This window comes from Peptococcus simiae (genome assembly GCF_046097595.1).
Taxonomy (GTDB): domain Bacteria; phylum Bacillota; class Peptococcia; order Peptococcales; family Peptococcaceae; genus Peptococcus; species Peptococcus simiae.
Genome location: NZ_JBJUVG010000001.1, coordinates 1 through 17201 on the forward strand (window position 1 = coordinate 1; position 17201 = coordinate 17201).

Below are 17201 nucleotides of genomic sequence, written 5' to 3' on the forward strand. Positions count from 1 at the left end.
ATGATTTACCTTGTTTGGCCTGTTTAGTTTATTAAGCGCATGAGCATCCGCTCATGCGTTTTTTATTTGCCATTATCCGGTTTGTTTCTCTGTAGACCGCCGCATCCACCACCTGGCGGTGGTGGCCGGCTGGTGTCGCTGGCGCGACTGCTGACGCACCAGCTCCGGTCTCAAGGAAAACCCGCAGTAACGAACTTACTGTAAAAATTATATTTACCTTGTTTGGTCTGTTTCATTTATTAAGCGCATGAGCAATCGCTCATGCGTTTTTTATTTGCTTTTTCCGGGTCACCTTTCTGCAGGCCACCTGGTTTGGCTATTGCCTGCTAATACTGCTAGGAAAAACTGGCTATTTTGCCTAATTGGTAATAGAATAAACATACAATACTTTACCCGCAAGTCTTGGAAGGTGGTTGTATGAAAAAAAGATGGATTTTTTTCCTGGCCTTGCTGGGGCTAGGCCTGGTGTTGGCAGCTGTGACTATGTTTGCCGGTGTTCTTGCTGATAAGCGGGCCGAGCGTGCAGAAGCGACCAATATGCCTGCTGCTGAAAAGGCTGCTGTGGAAGAAGTGGCTGTGGATTTTATCAGGTCCTGTTTTGTTGAAGGATCCAATCAAGCGGATCCTGAACCCTATTTGGCCCAAGAGGCCAGCGCCCTTCGCCGGCTGCTGACGATTCGCCAGGCCATACAAGTGGGCAGGAGTGAAAGAAACCCGTCCATAACTGATTTTCAAGTAGAAGACCTTTTGTCGAAGCCCCTTGCCGGAGACAGGGCAGAGGTCCAGGTGAGGGCTACGAGCTATTGGGGTGACCCTGACCTTCCGGAGGAGCGGGGTGGACAGGAATGTCACTACCGATTAGAATTAGTCCGGCGACAGGACCGGTGGCAGGTTTTAAAAGCCCTGACAGATGACACAACAGCCGGCTTTACCCACCCGGATTTTTTCTGCAATCCCGAGGCCTTTGAAGCCTACGATATGACTCATTATGATCAAGACATCCAGGACCTGGATCTGGAAGCTATCCTTGCAGACCTGGATGGGGCATAGGCTAGGTGAATGATAAATGGGCTCTTGAGAAAGGGTGTAGCCGGTCAGGCTGCGCCTTTTTTGATGGGAAATCCCTTGGCTGCAGGATTCGGATTGATTTGCGCCTTGCAGGATAGGGGGCGGTAAGGTATTCTAGGGTATAGATGGAGGTGAGTGTATGACTTGGGGTATTATTGGAGCCGGCAAGGCCGGGACGGTTTTGGGCCGGTACCTGGCTGCCTATGGGCTGGCGCCGGTTGGGTATTACAGCCGGACTAAAGCCCATGCGGACCGGGCGGCCGGCTTGACCGGAAGCCGGGCCTTTACGGACCTGGCGGGCCTAGCCGCGGCCTGTGACCTTTTGGTGGTTGCCACGCCGGACGGCGTCATCCCGGCTATGGCGGAAGCCCTGGCCCCCTACCTGGGCGAGGGACACATCCTGGCCCACTTGAGCGGGAGCCTGTCCCATGCGGTCCTGAAACCGGCAGGGGCAGCCTGGCAGGCGGCCAGTCTCCACCCGATCATTGCCTTTTCGGCGGTGGACATGGACCTGGCCCCCCTGGAGGCGGCGGTCTTTAGCCTGGAAGGTGACCGGGCGGCCTGCGACCGCTTGCGGGCCCTGATGGAGGCGCCCGGTAACCGACTGGTTGAAATCAGCGCAGGAGATAAGACCCGCTACCATGCGGCCTGTGTCATGGCCAGCAACCTGGTTTGCGGCCTTTACGGGGAAGCGGCCCGGCAGCTGGAAGCCTGTGGCTTTGCCCCGGACCTGGCCCGGGCCGCCCTGGCCCCTCTCTTTATCCATAATGCCCAAGCCCTTGCTGACCAAGGCCCGGCAGCGGTGCTGACCGGCCCAATGGAGCGAAATGACCTTTCGACCGTTAGGGCCCACCTGACAGCGCTGGCTGACGATTCCCGGGGTCTGGCCGTCTACCGCAGCTTATCCCTAGCCGTATTGCCGCTCCTCCGGGACCGGGACCCCGGGCGGGATACGACTCACCTGGAAAAGGAGTTGAGGAGCAATCATGCCAACAACGGTTCAGACCTTTGCTGAAGCCAAAGGTAAGAAGAGACCCTTGACGATGCTCACTTGTTACGATTATTCCACTGCAAAACTCATGAACGATGCCGGCATAGACAGTATCCTGGTCGGCGATAGCCTGGGCAATACCATCCTGGGCTACCCCAATACCCTGCCGGTGACCATGGAAGACATGATCCACCATTGCAAGGCGGTGACCCGGGGCGCCCCGGACCTCTTAGTGGTCTGCGACATGCCCTTCCTGTCCTATGAAACCAGCGTCTATGACGCGGTGACCAATGCCGGCCGCCTGATCAAGGAAGGCGGTGCCGACGCAGTCAAGCTGGAAGGGGGCCGGGCGGTGGCCGAGCAAATCCGGGCCATTGTGGCCGCTGGCATCCCGGTCCAGGCCCATATCGGCCTGACGCCCCAGTCCATCCATGCCTTGGGTGGCTTTAAGGTCCAGGGAAAGAACCTGGATGCCGCCCTGGACCTCATTGCAGATGCCAAGGCCGTCCAGGCCGCCGGGGCCTTCAGCGTGGTCATTGAATGTGTGCCCGCCCCCCTGGCCAAGGCCATTACTGACTTATTAGATATTCCCACCATCGGGATCGGCGCCGGGCCCGACTGTGACGGCCAGATCCTGGTCTACCAGGATATGCTGGGCATGTACACCGACTTTGTGCCCAAGTTTGTCCGCCCCTTTGCCCATATTGGAGAGGCCATGACCCGGGCCTTCCAGGACTATGCCCGGGCCGTTCGCGACCGGTCCTTCCCTAATGCATCTGAACAGTTTGATATGGACCAAGCCTTGGTGGACCAAGCCCTGGCCCAAAGCCAGGAAAGCGAGGCCCAACATGACTGATTTTCCCATCCCTGTTGTCCATTCCCTTGACGATTTACGCAGCCTTATGGCCGATTGGCGGAAAAGCCGGTGCAGCATCGGCCTGGTCCCCACCATGGGCTACCTCCACGAGGGCCATGTGAGCCTGATTGACCGGGCTGCCGCCGATAATGACCGGGTGGTCGTCAGCGTCTTCGTCAACCCTACCCAGTTCGGCGCCGGCGAAGACCTGGAGGCCTACCCCAAGGACCTGCCCAGAGATGTGGCCCTGGCCGCCCGTCATGGGGCTGCCGCCGTCTTTGCTCCGGCCCCGGAAGACATGTACCCGGCCGGCTACAGCACCTATGTCAATGTGGAAGGGGTGAGCGCTGAGCTCTGCGGCCGGTCCCGGCCCATCCACTTCCGGGGGGTGGCAACGGTTTGCACCAAGCTCTTCCTCCTGACCGGGGCCGACCGGGCCTATTTTGGGGAGAAAGATGCCCAGCAATTGGCCGTCATCCGCCGGCTGGTGGCCGACCTGGCCATTCCGGTGCAGATTGTCGGCTGTCCCATCGTTCGGGAGGCCGACGGTCTGGCCAAGAGTTCCCGGAATGTCTACCTGACCGCCGAAGAGCGGGCGGCGGCCCCCATCCTCCACCGGGCTCTGGAAGAGGCCCGGGAAAAGATCCAGGCCGGGGAAAGAGACGCCCGGACCATCATTGCCTTCCTGGAGGACCGGATCAGCGCCGAGCCCCTGGCGGAGATTGACTACATCCAGGCCGTCCACCGGGATACCATTGTGCCCATCGACCGGCTGGAAGGGCCCATCCTGGTGGCCCTGGCTGTCCGTTTCGGCAAGGCTCGCTTAATCGACAACTTCAGCCTGGACCTCTAAGCCTGCGGCCAGCCGCCTGACCATAAAAACGAAAATATGTTCCGATTGACTTGCTACCGGACTTTCCCCTGGGTTATAATAAAAGCCTAGGAGGGGAGTCCGGTGCGTTTTTTTTATAATGAATCCATGGATCCGTATTTTAATCAGGCCTATGAGGAATATATTTTTAACCACTACCGGGAGGGGGTCAACTTCCTCCTCTGGCGGAACGGGCCCGCTGTGGTTTGCGGCGCCGGCCAGTGTGTGCCGGCCGAAACCAACCTGACCCTGGCCGCCCGGGAAAAGGTGGCCGTTGTCCGGCGGCCAACCGGCGGCGGCGCTGTCTACCATGACGCCGGTAATGTCAACTACACCTTTATGGCCCCGGCTAGAGGCAAGCACATTGACTACGCCCGCTTTTTACAGCCGGTGGTGGCCATCCTCCGGGCCCTGGGCATTGAGGCCCGGATGGATGGCATTAGTGAACTCATGCTTGGTGATTATAAAATCAGCGGCAATGCTCAGAAAATCGCCGCCGATCGGGTCTGGCACCATGGCACCCTGCTCTACGATACAGACCTGGATAAGCTCCGCCAATTGGCCAATGGCAAGCGGGTCTTTGTCGATAGCCGGGCCACCGCCTCCCGGCCGGCCCCGGTGACCAATATCCGCCAGTGGATGGCCGAGCCTTTTACTGATACCGAGGCCTTCATGCAGGCTTTCCTGGCCGAGTTGGACCGGACTTACGGTCCCCTGACCAGGGTTGAATTAAGCCCGGACGACCTGGCCGCCATCCGCGACCTGGCCGAGCAAAAGTACCGGACCTGGGCCTGGACCATTGCCCGGGGCCCGGCCTTTACCTTCCGCCGGATGTTCATCTGGCGGGGTGCCCCCTTGACGGTGACCTACCGGGCCAAGCGGGGCTGTATCGAAACCATTTCATTTGAGCCGAACCATCCGGAAGCGGCCCTGGCCTTACGGGGCGTCCGGGTGAAGCGGCATGACCTGGCCCGGGCCCTGGAGGCCTTCCCAGACCTGGATGGCCTGGCGCCGGAATTATTTTAGGAGGGGAAGAGATGGAAACAGTAAAAATGCCACAATTAAGTGACGATATGAAGGATGCCCTTTTGTGTGACTGGCTGGTCGAGGAGGGCGCTGACTTTGCTGCCGGCGAAGCCCTTTTCGAAGTCGAGACAGACAAGGTCGTCGCCCAAATCGAATCGGACCGGGCCGGGACCCTGGTCCTTCAGCTGGTGGAGGCCGGTGACCGGGTGGCCTATGGGACCGACCTGGCCGAGGTAAACTACCATGACTGAAAAACCCGCCTGGCTCAAAGTTCGTTATAAGCCGGCTTCAGTGGATCGTTTGACTGCAAACTTACAGGCCAAGGGCCTGCATACCGTTTGCCAGGAGGCCCACTGCCCCAACCGGGGGGAATGCTATGAGAGCGGCACAGCCACCTTTATCCTCCTGGGCGATGTCTGCACCCGGAACTGCCGCTTCTGCCAAGTCGGCGGCGGCCGACCCCAGGCGCCGGATTCGGAAGAACCGGCCCAGCTGGCCGAAACCGTCAGGGACATGCAGCTGGACCATGTGGTCCTCACCCAGGTGACCCGGGATGACCTGGCCGATGGCGGGGCCGCCCATATGGCCCGGGCCGTCCGAGCCATCCGCCAGACCAACCCGGCGGTCAGCATTGAAGTCCTTATCAGCGACCTGGGCGGCGACCCGGCCGCCCTGCAAACGGTTTTAGATGCCAAGCCGGACGTCCTCAACCACAATGTGGAAATGGTCCCCCGCCTTTACCCGACCATCCGGCCCGGGGCTAAGTACGACCGGTCCCTGGAAGTCCTGGCCCGGAGCAAGGACCGGCTACCGGACGGCCTGACCAAGAGCGGCTTTATGCTGGGCCTGGGCGAAAGCGATGATGAAGTCCGGGCCCTCCTGGCGGACCTCCGCCGGGTCCGGTGTGATATTGTGACCATCAGCCAGTACCTCCAGCCCAGCCCGGCCCACCAGCCCGTTGACCGCTATGTGACCCCGGAAGCCTTTGAAGCCTGGGCCGAAGCGGCCAGGGCCCTGGGCTTCCGCTATGTCGTCTCCGGCCCCCTGGTCCGGTCATCCTACCGGGCCCTGGCCGCCTATCGGGCCGGGAGGGAGGCCTAATGCGTTACCTAGACAGCCCGGGCCTGGACCCCTACCGGCACTTTGCTACCGAATACCACTTCGCCACCGCCGTACCCCTGGAAGAACCGGTGGTCATGCTCTGGCGGACAGAACCCACCCTGATGATCGGCAAGTACCAAAACACCGCCCAGGAAATCAATACCCGCTATGCCGCTGACCATGGCCTGCACATTGTCCGCCGGCCCTCCGGCGGCGGGACTATTTATACAGACCCCGGGGCCGTCCAGTTTGGCTACATTGTCCCCGACCATTCAGAGCAAATCAGCTTTGACCACTTTATCCGGCCGGTCTGTGCGGCCCTGGCCGAACTGGGCGTCCAGGCCGATTTCAAGGGCCGGAATGACCTGACCGTTGCCGGCCGCAAAATCAGCGGCAACGCCCAGTATAAGATCAAAGGGACTACCGTCCACCATGGGTCCATCCTGGTGGATACGGATATTGAAGTCATGACCGCCGCCACCACCGTCGACTACGAAAAACTGGCCTCCAAGGCCATTTCCAGCGTTCGCGACCGGGTGGCCAACCTGTCCGAATTTCTCCCGGCGGGTACCACCATTACCGATGTCATGGCCTGTCTTCGCCGCCATCTCTGCGGCGGTGGCCCGGTCATCGCAATCAGCCCGGCGGATGAAGCCGCCATTGCCGACCTGGCGGCCAACCGCTTTGCGGCCCCGGACCATACCTATGGTAAAAACCCGGCCAGCCAAATCGTCAAAAGCCGCCGCCTGGCCGGTGGCCGGCTCCGTCTGGCTCTGAGCCTGGACAAGGGCCTCATCAGCGATTGCCAGGTCGGTGGGGATATTTTCGCCACCGAAGCCGCCGACCGGCTGCCGGATGTCCTCCGGGGCCTGCCCCTGGAAGAAGGCCCCCTGCGCCGGGCCCTGGTCGCCGCCCAGATGGACCGGGCCTTCTACCGGATTAGCATTGATGACCTCATTGACCTCTTATTGAGTTAATACAAGCCGACCGGCATAAAAATACCCCTAACGGATCTGTCCGCTAGGGGCTTTTTTGAGCCGGTCGACTTTGACTTTTATTTACCGAATGACATCTTCTTTTTTGACCTGGGCAATGACCATGACCAGGGCCACCGCAATGAGGGCGGCATTCCCTAAAAAGGCCATATGGAAGCCCTTCAGGGTGGCCAGGGTGGTCCCCAGGTTGCTATTGGCCATGGTGACCATGGTCATAATACTGATAATGACCGCCGTCCCTAAAGAGGCAGCCACCTGGCGGAGGGTGGCGGAAAAGGCGTTCCCGTGGCTAATGAGCTGCTGGGGCAGGGCGTTTAAGCTCCAGGTGTTCAGGGGGCTCATGACCAGGGTGATCCCCACCACCCGGGCGGTATAAATCATGGACAGGTACCAGAAGGGGGACTCTGCCGTAAAGGTCAGGAAGAGGAGGGTGGCGGCCAGTTGGACGATAAAGCCTGTAATGGCCAGCCCCCGGAGCCCCCGCCGGTCAAAGAAGGACCCAATGGCCGGTGAGGCAAAGATAGAGAAGATAAAGGCCGGCAGCATGACCAAAGAGGACTTAAAGGCCGAATAGCCCAGTACCTGCTGGAGGTAGATCGGCGTGGCAATGGTCCCGGCAATCATCCCGGCGTTGACCAGCATACTGAGGAAGGTCCCGATGCTGAACTGCCGCTGGCTAAAGACATCCACCCGGAGGAGGGGGTGGTCAATCCGTTCCTGCCGGCGGAGGAAGAGCCAGGTCACAACCAGACCAAAGGCCGTCCCCCCGATGACAATCGGGCTCAGCCAGCCCCGGGTCCCGGAAATGGAAAAGGCATAGAGGAGGGCCCCAAAGCCCAGGCTGGATAAAAAGATGGAAGGAATATCCAAGACCGGCCGGGAGGTTTTGCCCCCCTTGGGCATAATGACCAGGGACAAGAGGATATCCCCCAACAAAAAGGGCACCAAGACCAAAAACATCCGGTTCCAGCCATAGCTATCAATGACCAGACCGGCCAGGGGCGGGCCAACCGCCGGCGCCGCACTGAAGATAATTCCCACATAGCCCATGGCCACCCCCCGCTTGTGGGAGGGGAAGATGGCCATAACAAAGTTAATGATGAGGGGCATCAAGATCCCGAAGGCCATCCCCTGGAGGACCCGGGCCGCCGCCAACTGCCAAAACTGGCTGCTGACCCCGGCCAGGAGGGTGCCGGCGGTAAAGATGGCCATGGCCGTTAAATAGAGCTGACGGAAGCGAAAGCGCTCGGTCAAGTAAGCGGTGATGGGGATCATAATCCCATTGGTTAAAAGGAAGATTGTCGTAAACCACTGGCCCTGGCTAGCGGTAATCCCCATGGTCCGCATAATGGACGGCAGAGCCGGCGATAAAATCGTTTGGTTCAGAGAAGCGATAAAAACCCCTAAAAGGCCCAGGCCCAGGGATAATTTCTCATCTTTACTGAGGGAAAAATGACTCAAATAAAAGACCCCTTTCTCATCCTTGGATGCATCTAAAAAATACAGCTAAAAAACCTTACCTCGGCTGCCTCCGGGTAAATTAAAGCAAAAAAAACAGCCCTATCTACTCAGCTTCCTGAGTACCAGCGCAGCTATGGTTATTCACCTACCGGCCGCGGCAGTCCGCCGGCCAGTAGCCTTATCTGTCAGCAATATATAATTATATCGAATCACCGAGAGAAGGTCAAGGGACGCACGAAGGCTTCTTTTCTTGTCATCAAAAGGAGACTTTACAAGCTCCAGTAGGGCTGCCAAAATGTGGGTATATAGATGGTATTAAAATGGCTTTGTTTAAAAAGGAGGAAGACAAATGGGTATATCTATAGGCTTAATGCTTGTCGCCGGGATTGTGCTCCTCGGCGTCTTACTGGTCATCTGGGGGATCGGCGTCTACAACCGTCTGGTCAAGGAAAGGGAGCTGGTCCGCAATGCCATGGGCCAGATTGCCGCCCAGATTGAGAGCCGCTGGGACGCCCTCAAAAGCTTAATCGAAGCGACCCGTCAGTACGCCGGCCATGAAGCGGACACCTTTAAGTCCGTCACTGAGGCCCGGAGCCGGGTCACATCCCAATCCACCGTCGCTGATGTCGAGCAGGATAACCAGCTCTTCGGCCGGGCCATGGCCAATATCAACGCTGTGGCTGAAGCCTACCCGGACTTAAAGGCCTCATCTGTTTACCAGCAGTCTATGGGCGCCGTCGACAAGTACGAAAACCAGGTCCGCCAATCCCGGATGGTCTACAACGACACCGTCACCAAGTACAACCGGACCATCCAGCAGGTCCCGAGCAATATCATTGCCGGCATCTTCAACTTCAGCCAGGAACGCTACTTTGAAAATAGCCCTGAAAAGGCAGAGACCCCCTCATGGAACGCTTGAGGGAACTCTGTCGCCGTAGCCTGGCCCTGGGCCTGGTTGGCCTCTTGACCCTCGGCCTCCTGGCCCTGGGGGCCCAACCGGCCCGGGCCAATGACCTGACCGACTGGCAGCTGTCCGTCGTCCTTCAGCCGGATGGCAGCGCCCAAGTGACCGAACGCCGCCAACTGACCGTTGATGAGGGCACCGAGGCCTACATTGCCCTGGGCCAGCTCCAGGGGGCCAAAATTACCGACTTCCGGGTGGAAGAAAACGGTCAGCCCTTTACCGACCTTGGCACCGCCTGGGATGTCAATGCCAGCCGGGAAGAAAAGGCCGGCAAAAGCGGCATCATCGAAAAAGAAGACGGGGTGGAACTCTGCTGGGGCCTGGGCGCCGACGGGGACCATACCTACACCGTTCACTACACCGTCCACGGCATTGTCCGCCAACTGACCGACGGCCAGTCCATGTTCTGGACCTTCTACAATTCGGATACCAACACCCCGCCGGAGCGGGCCAGCCTGGAAGTCCGGGCCCCCTTTTCCATGACTGCGGACAATACCAAAATCTGGGGCTTTGGTTTTGAAGGCCAGGTCAACTTTGACCAGGATGGCCGGGTCATCGGCCAGGCCCAGTCTCCCCTGAGCCCGTCCAACCACATCACCCTCTTATTCCAGTTTCCGGATAACCCCTTCCAGCCCGGCCTGACCCAGGACATGACCCTGGCTGACCAGGAGGCCCAGGCCAAGGAAGGTTCCTCTTACGGCAGCAGCGAAGAGGAGGGGGGCGGCGGCTTTATGGATGGCCTGGGAGCGCAAATCCTGGCCATTGGCGGCGCCTTCGGCTTCTTCCTGTTGAGCAGCCTCTTCCGCAAGAGCGGGCAGGGCGGCAGCACCGGGTCCAACAACCCCTTCCGGATTGATGTCAAGGATGTCCGGGCCCGGAACAAGGACAAGTACTACCGGGACATCCCCTATGAGGGCCCCCTGGAAGACATCGTCAATATGCTCCGCCCCTTTGACATGGCCCAAATCGAGGACCTCTTCAATGCCTACCTCCTGACCTGGTTGGCTGAAGGGCGGATTGGCCACCAAACCGTTGAGCGGGGCGTTTTCCGCAAGCGGGACGAGACCACCATCGTCGTAGACGCCGGCTATACCGGCAACCGGGCCCTGCCCCGCCTGGAGGCGGAATTTTATGACATGGTTGTTTCCGCCGCCGGCCAGGATGGCATCCTGGAGGCCAAGGAATTTGCCAAATGGTCCCGGCGAAATGCCGGTGACCTGGAAGCCTGGTGGGACCGGGTGGAAAGCCACTCCCGCCGGGCCATGAACCAGGCCGGCTATGTGACGGTTTACGAAAGCCGGAAATTCCTCTTCCGGACCAGCCACATCGGCCTGACAGAGGGCGGGGCCGGCCTGGTCGACCGGCTCATCGCCTTCAAAAACTACCTGGAGGACTTCACCCTCCTAGATGAACGGGAAATCACCGAAGTTGGCCTCTGGCAGCAGCTCCTCATCTGGGCCGGCCTTTACGGCATGGCCGATGAAGTGGCCAAGGCCCTGGAAGACCTCTATCCGGAGCTCGCCCGTCAAGTCGATATCGATTATACCGACATCATCCTCTTACACCACTTTTCTGCCGGCCTGGGCGATGCCTACCGGGCTGCAACCGCCCCTGACCTGACCGCCTCATCCGGCGGCGGAGGCTTTACCTCCATTGGCGGCGGCGGTGGCGGCTTTGGTGGAGGCGGCGGCGGGGGAACTCGCTAGCCGTCCGCGCCCAACCGGATACCTGAGAGGCCGCAAGGCCTCTTCTTTTATACATTTTACGCAACATCTTACGCAGACCCATTTCTCATAAGGAGGTTTATCCTTGACACAAGCATATGAAAAATACGGCTTTACCCTGATCGAAGACCGCCCCCTCCCGGAACTGGCCGGCCGCGGCCTCCTGCTCAAGCACCAAAGCGGGGCCCAGCTTTTGGCCATCCTCAATGATGACGATAACCAAACCTTCGGCATTGGCTTCCGGACCCCCTCGGATAATTCCACCGGCGTGGCCCATATCCTGGAGCACTCCGTCCTCAACGGCAGCCGGAAATACCGGACCAAGGAACCCTTCATGGACCTGGTGAAAAGCTCCCTGGCCACCTTCCTGAACGCCATGACCTTTTCCGATAAAACCATCTACCCGGTCTCCAGCCGCAATGATAAAGACTTCACCCACCTTATGGATGTCTACCTGGACGCCGTCTTTAACCCGGCCATCTATGAGACCAAGGAAATTTTCCTCCAGGAAGGCTGGCACTACCACCTGGAAAAGCCCGAAGGCCCCTTAACCTACCGGGGCGTCGTCTACAATGAAATGCGGGGCGCCCTGTCCGGGGCCGATGCCCAGGTGCAAAACGCCATCCTGGAAGCCCTCTACCCGGACACCGTCTACGGGAAGGAAAGCGGCGGGGACCCCTATGAAATCCCCGACCTGACCTACGATCGGTTCCTGGACTTCCACCGCCACTACTACCACCCCTCCAATGCCTACATCTTCCTCTACGGCCAGGTCGACCTGGACCGCCGGCTGGCCCATATCCATGAAGAATACCTGTCCCATTACAGCCCCCTGGATGTGGACAGCCGCCTTCATCTCCAGGCCCCCTTCCAGGCCCCTAAAGAGGCGGAAGTCACCTATGCCGCCGCCCCGGAAGAGGACAAGGCCGGCAAGGATCAACTGGCCTACGCCCTGATTTTCGGTACCCGGACCTCCCTGCGGGATATGTTCCTGGCTGACCTTTTAACCGATGCCCTCATCGATAGCCAGGCCGGCCCCATCCGCCAGGCCCTCCAGGAGGCCGGCATCGGCGCCGACGTCCAATCCTTCTCCTCCGATGGCATCCAGATTCCTTTCGGCATCATCGCCAAGGATACCGATGCCGCCCGGAAAGAGGACTTCGTCCGGGTCATCGAAGACACCTTCCGCCGCCTGGCTGACGGGGGCCTGAACCGGGACCTCCTCCTGGCCTCCCTCAATAAAATCGAATTCGCCTACCGGGAATGCCAGGGCTTTGGCACCCGGGGCGTCGTTTACTACATCAATGCCTTTGAAAGCTGGCTCTATGACGGGTCTCCCTTTGATGCCCTCCACTATGAGGCCCCCCTCAAGGCCCTCCGGGAAGACATTGAAGCCGGCCGCCTAGGTGAGGAAATCCGCCGACGGATTTTAGACAACCCCCATAAGGTCATCCTGACCGCCCGGCCGGAAGCCGGCAAAACTGACCGACGGGATGCCGCCGTCGCCGACAAGTTGGCCGCCTACAAGGCCTCCCTATCCCCGGCGGAAATCCAGGGCCTGGTTGATGAAACCCACCGGCTCATCGCCCGGCAGAACCGGGCCGACACCCCGGAAGAAAAGGCCACTCTGCCTGTCCTCACCCTGGATGACGTCGACGCCGGCATCCCCCGAGTGCCCACGGAAATCGTCCCCCTGGAAGAGGGGACCCTCCTGACCAATGACGTCTTCGCCTCCGGCATCCTCTACCTGAATATCTACTTCTCCGCTGCCCACATCGGCGCCGAGGACCTCTGCGACTACGCCCTCCTCACCGCCCTCATCGGCAGCATGGATACCGCCCGCTACACCTACCGGGACCTCTCCACCCAGGAGTACCTCATTAGCGGCGGGCTCAGCATCAGCCCGGCCATTTACAGCGACTTCAAAGACGGCAGCCGCTGCTACCCCAAGCTGGCCGTCAGCACCCGGCTTTTGGGCACCGACCACCTGGATGCCGTCCTGGACTTAATCTATGAAGAACTCTACCAGACCAAGCTCACCGACAAGGCCCGGCTCCATGAAGTCATCAAAATGCTCCGCCTCCGGACCGAAGCCGGCCTCCTCCGGGTGGGCCACCAGGTGGCCGCCGCCCGGGCCATGAGTTATATCTCCGCCCAAAGCGCCTACGCCGAGCGGATCGCCGGCCTGGACCTCCTCTTTGCCCTCCAGGACCTGGATGACCACTTCGATGAGCAGAGCGACGCCCTCATCGACCGGCTCACCGCCCTCTACGCCCGCCTGGTTGACAAGCGCCAGGTGGTCCTGGGCCTGACCGGCAGCGCCGAAGACATCGCCGCCGCCCGGGGACCGGTCCAAGACTTTATCCGCCGCCTGCCCGTCAATGAGGCCCCCCGGGCCGACTTCCTGCCGGCTCCGGTTGTTAAAAACGAAGGCCTCAAGACGGCCGCCGGCGTCCAATACGTGGCCCAGGCCGCCCCGGTACAAGCCCCCGGTGGCTATACCGGCAGCTGGGAAGTCCTGGCCAACCTCATCAGCAATGAATACCTCTACAATGAAATCCGGGCCAAAGGCGGCGCCTACGGCCAAGGCATCCGCTTCTCCCGGAAGGGCTACATGAACCTTTACTCCTACCGGGACCCCAACCTGGAAAAAACCGTCGACGTCTACACCGGCCTGCCGGCCTGGCTGGCCCAGCTGGACATGGACGCCGCAGGCCTGGCCCCCTTCATCATCGGCACCCTGGATAAGTTCAACCCCCAGCGGACCCCTGCCGGTAAGGGACTCCTGGTCCTCCGTCTCTTCATCAGCGGCCAGACCTACGAAGACATCGAAGCCAGCCAAGAGGAGGCCCTGGCCACCGATCCCGCCAGCCTCAAGGCCCTGGCCCCAGCCCTGGCCGAGGCCCTGGACCAAGCGGTTATCTGCGTCATCGGTGGCGGCACCGCCATCGACCGGGCCAAGGACCACTTCGACCAGATCCGTAACCTGGAAGGCTAAAGGATGGTTTGAAGACGAACCACTTGCCATCAAAGGCAGAAAAGCACGTCCGCATCTTTGCGAGCGTGCTTTTTTGTGTGTCAAAAAGAGGGAGGGCTAGCGGTATAGGGCTGCTTTTAAATATCAATGCTAGGATAACTGAGCACCTGAAGGCTTCGACATGGCCTCTTTTTCCTGTGTCCTTCCTCAAGGTTTGGTTGGTTCACTCGCCTAATCGATGCTTGTCCCTGTCATCATCTCCTTACATCAAGATTCTAAAAAAGCCTTTACTTGAACTCCTTTTATAAATGATGAAATGAAATGGATCCCCGGTTTTAATTCGACCATGGTCGGGTATGTTTTTATCGGCCCAATCATTGACCTATTCGGCTAATGGGTCTCATAAATAACCCTATAGTTGGGTCCGGTAAGTGCTGTTTAGCACAAACTGCCGGCGGTTATAGGATAAGTAGACACAATCATTGGAATGATCCTCACTTCAGGAAAGGAAGACCCTCATGAATGTGAACTTGAAAGATAGCTACAAACTCTACATCAATGGCGAATGGCGGGAGGCCGAAGGCGGCAAAACCGTTGCCACCAGCAACCCGGCCACCGGAGACCACCTGGCCAATATCGCCGAAGCCTCTGAAAAAGACGTTGATGATGCCGTCAAGGCCGCCCGGGAAGCCTTTGCCAGCTGGCGGCACACCCAGCCTGCCGAACGGGCTGCCATTCTGAACAAAATTGCCGATATTATCGAAGAAAACGCCGAACTCCTGGCCACCGTTGAAACCATGGACAACGGGAAGCCCATCCGGGAAACTTCCAGCATTGACATCCCCTTTGCCGTCGAGCATTTCCGTTACTTTGCCGGGGCCATCATTGCTGACGAAGGCAAGGCCAGCGTCCTCCAGGGCCGCTACCTGTCCCTGATCCTGCGTGAACCCATCGGGGTGGTCGGGCAAATCGTCCCCTGGAACTTCCCCTTCCTCATGGGCGCCTGGAAGCTGGCCCCGGCCCTGGCCGCCGGCGATACCGTCGTCTTTAAGCCTTCTTCCACCACCAGCCTGTCCATGCTCGTCTTCACCGAACTCATTGCCGACCTCCTGCCCAAGGGCGTCTTAAACGTCATCACCGGTAAGGGGTCCACCGCCGGTGACTTCGTCAAGAACCACCCCGGCCTGGATAAACTGGCCTTCACCGGCTCTACCGAAGTCGGCCGGGACATTGCCGAAGCCGCTGCCAAGCGCCTCATTCCCGCTACCCTGGAATTGGGCGGTAAGAGCGCCAACATCATCTTTGACGATGCCGATATGGACAAGGCCCTGGATGGCGTCCAGCTGGGCATCCTCTTTAACCAGGGCCAGGTCTGCTGTGCCGGTAGCCGGATCTTTGTCCAGGAATCCATCTACGAAGACTTTGTTAAAAAAGCCGTTGAAAAATTCCGGGGCTTAAAAGTCGGTAACCCCTTAGATAAGGACACCGCCATGGGGTCCCAAATCAACGCCGGCCAGATGAAGAAAATCCTCGAATACATCGAAATCGGCAAGCAGGAAGGAGCCAAGGTCGCCTGCGGTGGGGAACAACTCACCGGCGGTGAATATGACAAGGGTGCCTTCCTGGCCCCGACCCTCCTGGTCAACGTCAGCAATGACATGCGGGTGGCCCAGGAAGAAATCTTCGGGCCGGTTGGGGTGGTCATCCCCTTCAAGGACGCCGACGATGTCATCCGCATGGCCAACGAAAGCGTTTACGGCCTGGGCGGCGGGGTCTTCACCCAAAACATCACTCGGGCCCTGAAAGTCGCCCGGGAAATCGAAACCGGCCGGATTTGGGTCAACACCTATAACCAAATCCCCGCCGGGGCCCCCTTCGGTGGCTACAAGGAAAGCGGTATTGGCCGGGAAACCCATAAGATGATCCTCGACCAGTACAGCCAGGTCAAAAACATCATGATCGACCTGTCCGATGCCCCCAGCGGCTTCTACGATGCAGATAGCGAAGATTGCTGCATTGTGAACGGCTAAGCCCCAGCACCCATACCCCTTAAAAGTTTCCGCCTTCGGGCGGGAACTTTTTTCTGTTGGGCCCGCCTTGTACTTGACCGGCCCATCCGCTAAAATAGAATACAATGAAAGCAAGTGCCGGCCTTTCCGGCTGCCGCTTAAAGGAGCTGCCTATGATAGAAGAGAAACATTCCCCCGGCCTGGGGAATTATAAGGAAGGGATTGTCCTCTCTGTCTGGACCCTGGCCCTCAACCTCCTCCTGGGCGTCATCAAACTGGCCGCCGGGATTTTGGGCCGGTCCAGCGCCATGATTGCCGACAGTATCCATTCCTTTTCCGACTGCGCCACCACCGTAGCGGTCATTGCCGGCCTGAAAATAGCCTCCAAGTCAGCCGATGCCGACCACCCCTACGGCCATGAAAAATACGAACTCATCTTTGCCAATATCCTGAGTATTATCCTGGGCGTCACCGCCATCAAAATCGGCTACGATGCCCTCCAGGTTATCCTGACCGGCAGCTATGGGGTCCCCGGCTGGGCCCCCCTGGCCGCTGCGGTTTTTTCTATCCTGGTCAAGGAAGCCATGTACCGGGTCACCCTCCGCAAGGCCAGGAAAATCGGGTCTGTCGCCATGGAGGCTGACGCCTGGCATCACCGGTCCGACGCCCTGTCCTCCGTCGGGGCCTTCGTCGGCATTCTCGGTGCCCGCCTGGGTGCCCCCATCCTAGACCCCCTGACCGGGTTGGTCGTTTCCCTCCTGGTTTTAAAAGTCGGCATCGACCTCTACCGTAAAAGCGTCTTCGGCCTGGTCGACTCTTCTACCGATGAAAGCACTGTTGCCGAAATCAACCGGCTCCTGGAAGGCGTCGATGGTATTCTGGCCGTCAGCAGCCTAAAGACCCGGGTCTTTGGCGCCTCCGCCTATGCCGACGTCACCATCAAGGTCGACGGACAGAAGAGCGTAGAGGAGGGCCATGACATTGCCACCCTTGCCCACAACCGCATAGAAGCCAACCTGCCCCAAATCAAACATATCATGGTTCATGTTGAACCCATGACCCCCAACCATGACGCATAGGCCGGCCTGCCGGTCTTTTTTCTTGCCCCCGGGGTTTAAGGCCGCCGGGACAGGTTCATATCAATAGATATCAATCACC

General features: G+C 59.2%; 14 protein-coding genes. 13 read left to right on the plus strand and 1 reads right to left on the minus strand.

Annotation, left to right across the window (positions count from 1 at the left end; genetic code table 11):
• Nucleotides 1-417: 417 nt before the first annotated feature.
• The 8 genes from ACKQTC_RS00005 (at nt 418) to ACKQTC_RS00040 (ending at nt 6890) form a co-directional block, all read left to right on the plus strand.
• On the plus strand, nt 418-1050 hold the full coding sequence (locus tag ACKQTC_RS00005) for a hypothetical protein (protein WP_408976400.1): 633 nt from the start codon (nt 418-420) through the stop codon (nt 1048-1050).
• A 157-nt stretch (nt 1051-1207) separates the two neighbouring features.
• A complete protein-coding gene (locus tag ACKQTC_RS00010; protein ID WP_408976401.1) occupies nt 1208-2083 on the plus strand; it encodes a Rossmann-like and DUF2520 domain-containing protein in 876 nt (291 codons plus the stop codon).
• The gene (gene panB, locus ACKQTC_RS00015; protein WP_408976402.1) at nt 2055-2915 is read left to right on the plus strand and encodes a 3-methyl-2-oxobutanoate hydroxymethyltransferase; all 861 of its coding nucleotides are present in this window, start codon (nt 2055-2057) and stop codon (nt 2913-2915) included. The genes ACKQTC_RS00010 and panB overlap by 29 nt, the downstream gene beginning before the upstream one ends.
• Entirely contained in the window at nt 2908-3768 is an 861-nt protein-coding gene (panC, locus tag ACKQTC_RS00020) for a pantoate--beta-alanine ligase (RefSeq protein ID WP_458295176.1), read from the plus strand. Before panB ends, panC begins: the two co-directional genes overlap by 8 nt.
• Before the next feature lie 102 nt (nt 3769-3870).
• Nucleotides 3871-4812, plus strand: a complete 942-nt coding sequence (locus tag ACKQTC_RS00025; RefSeq protein ID WP_408976403.1) for a lipoate--protein ligase family protein — start codon at nt 3871-3873, stop codon at nt 4810-4812.
• Nucleotides 4813-4823: 11 nt separating this feature from the next.
• Entirely contained in the window at nt 4824-5063 is a 240-nt protein-coding gene (locus ACKQTC_RS00030) for a lipoyl domain-containing protein (RefSeq protein WP_408976404.1), read from the plus strand.
• On the plus strand, nt 5056-5913 hold the full coding sequence (lipA, locus tag ACKQTC_RS00035; protein WP_408976405.1) for a lipoyl synthase: 858 nt from the start codon (nt 5056-5058) through the stop codon (nt 5911-5913). The genes ACKQTC_RS00030 and lipA overlap by 8 nt, the downstream gene beginning before the upstream one ends.
• Complete coding sequence (locus ACKQTC_RS00040) at nt 5913-6890, plus strand: lipoate--protein ligase (RefSeq protein WP_408976406.1); 978 nt, start codon at nt 5913-5915, stop codon at nt 6888-6890. The genes lipA and ACKQTC_RS00040 overlap by 1 nt, the downstream gene beginning before the upstream one ends.
• An 81-nt stretch (nt 6891-6971) precedes the next feature.
• On the opposite strand, the gene ACKQTC_RS00045 is transcribed toward ACKQTC_RS00040, so the two are convergent.
• On the minus strand, nt 6972-8369 hold the full coding sequence (locus tag ACKQTC_RS00045; protein WP_408976407.1) for an MDR family MFS transporter: 1398 nt from the start codon (nt 8367-8369) through the stop codon (nt 6972-6974).
• 349 nt (nt 8370-8718) lie between these two features.
• Here ACKQTC_RS00045 and ACKQTC_RS00050 point away from each other — a divergent pair, with 349 nt between their 5' ends.
• The 5 genes from ACKQTC_RS00050 to ACKQTC_RS00070 all read left to right on the plus strand — a co-directional run bounded on the left by ACKQTC_RS00050 (nt 8719) and on the right by ACKQTC_RS00070 (nt 17122).
• Complete coding sequence (locus ACKQTC_RS00050; RefSeq protein ID WP_408976408.1) at nt 8719-9288, plus strand: LemA family protein; 570 nt, start codon at nt 8719-8721, stop codon at nt 9286-9288.
• Complete coding sequence (locus tag ACKQTC_RS00055) at nt 9276-11039, plus strand: DUF2207 family protein (protein WP_408976409.1); 1764 nt, start codon at nt 9276-9278, stop codon at nt 11037-11039. Before ACKQTC_RS00050 ends, ACKQTC_RS00055 begins: the two co-directional genes overlap by 13 nt.
• 103 nt (nt 11040-11142) lie before the next feature.
• Complete coding sequence (locus ACKQTC_RS00060) at nt 11143-14055, plus strand: insulinase family protein (RefSeq protein ID WP_408976410.1); 2913 nt, start codon at nt 11143-11145, stop codon at nt 14053-14055.
• Between the two features lie 497 nt (nt 14056-14552).
• A complete protein-coding gene (locus ACKQTC_RS00065; RefSeq protein ID WP_408976411.1) occupies nt 14553-16064 on the plus strand; it encodes an aldehyde dehydrogenase family protein in 1512 nt (503 codons plus the stop codon).
• 104 nt (nt 16065-16168) lie between these two features.
• Complete coding sequence (locus ACKQTC_RS00070; RefSeq protein ID WP_408976412.1) at nt 16169-17122, plus strand: cation diffusion facilitator family transporter; 954 nt, start codon at nt 16169-16171, stop codon at nt 17120-17122.
• Nucleotides 17123-17201: the final 79 nt, after the last annotated feature.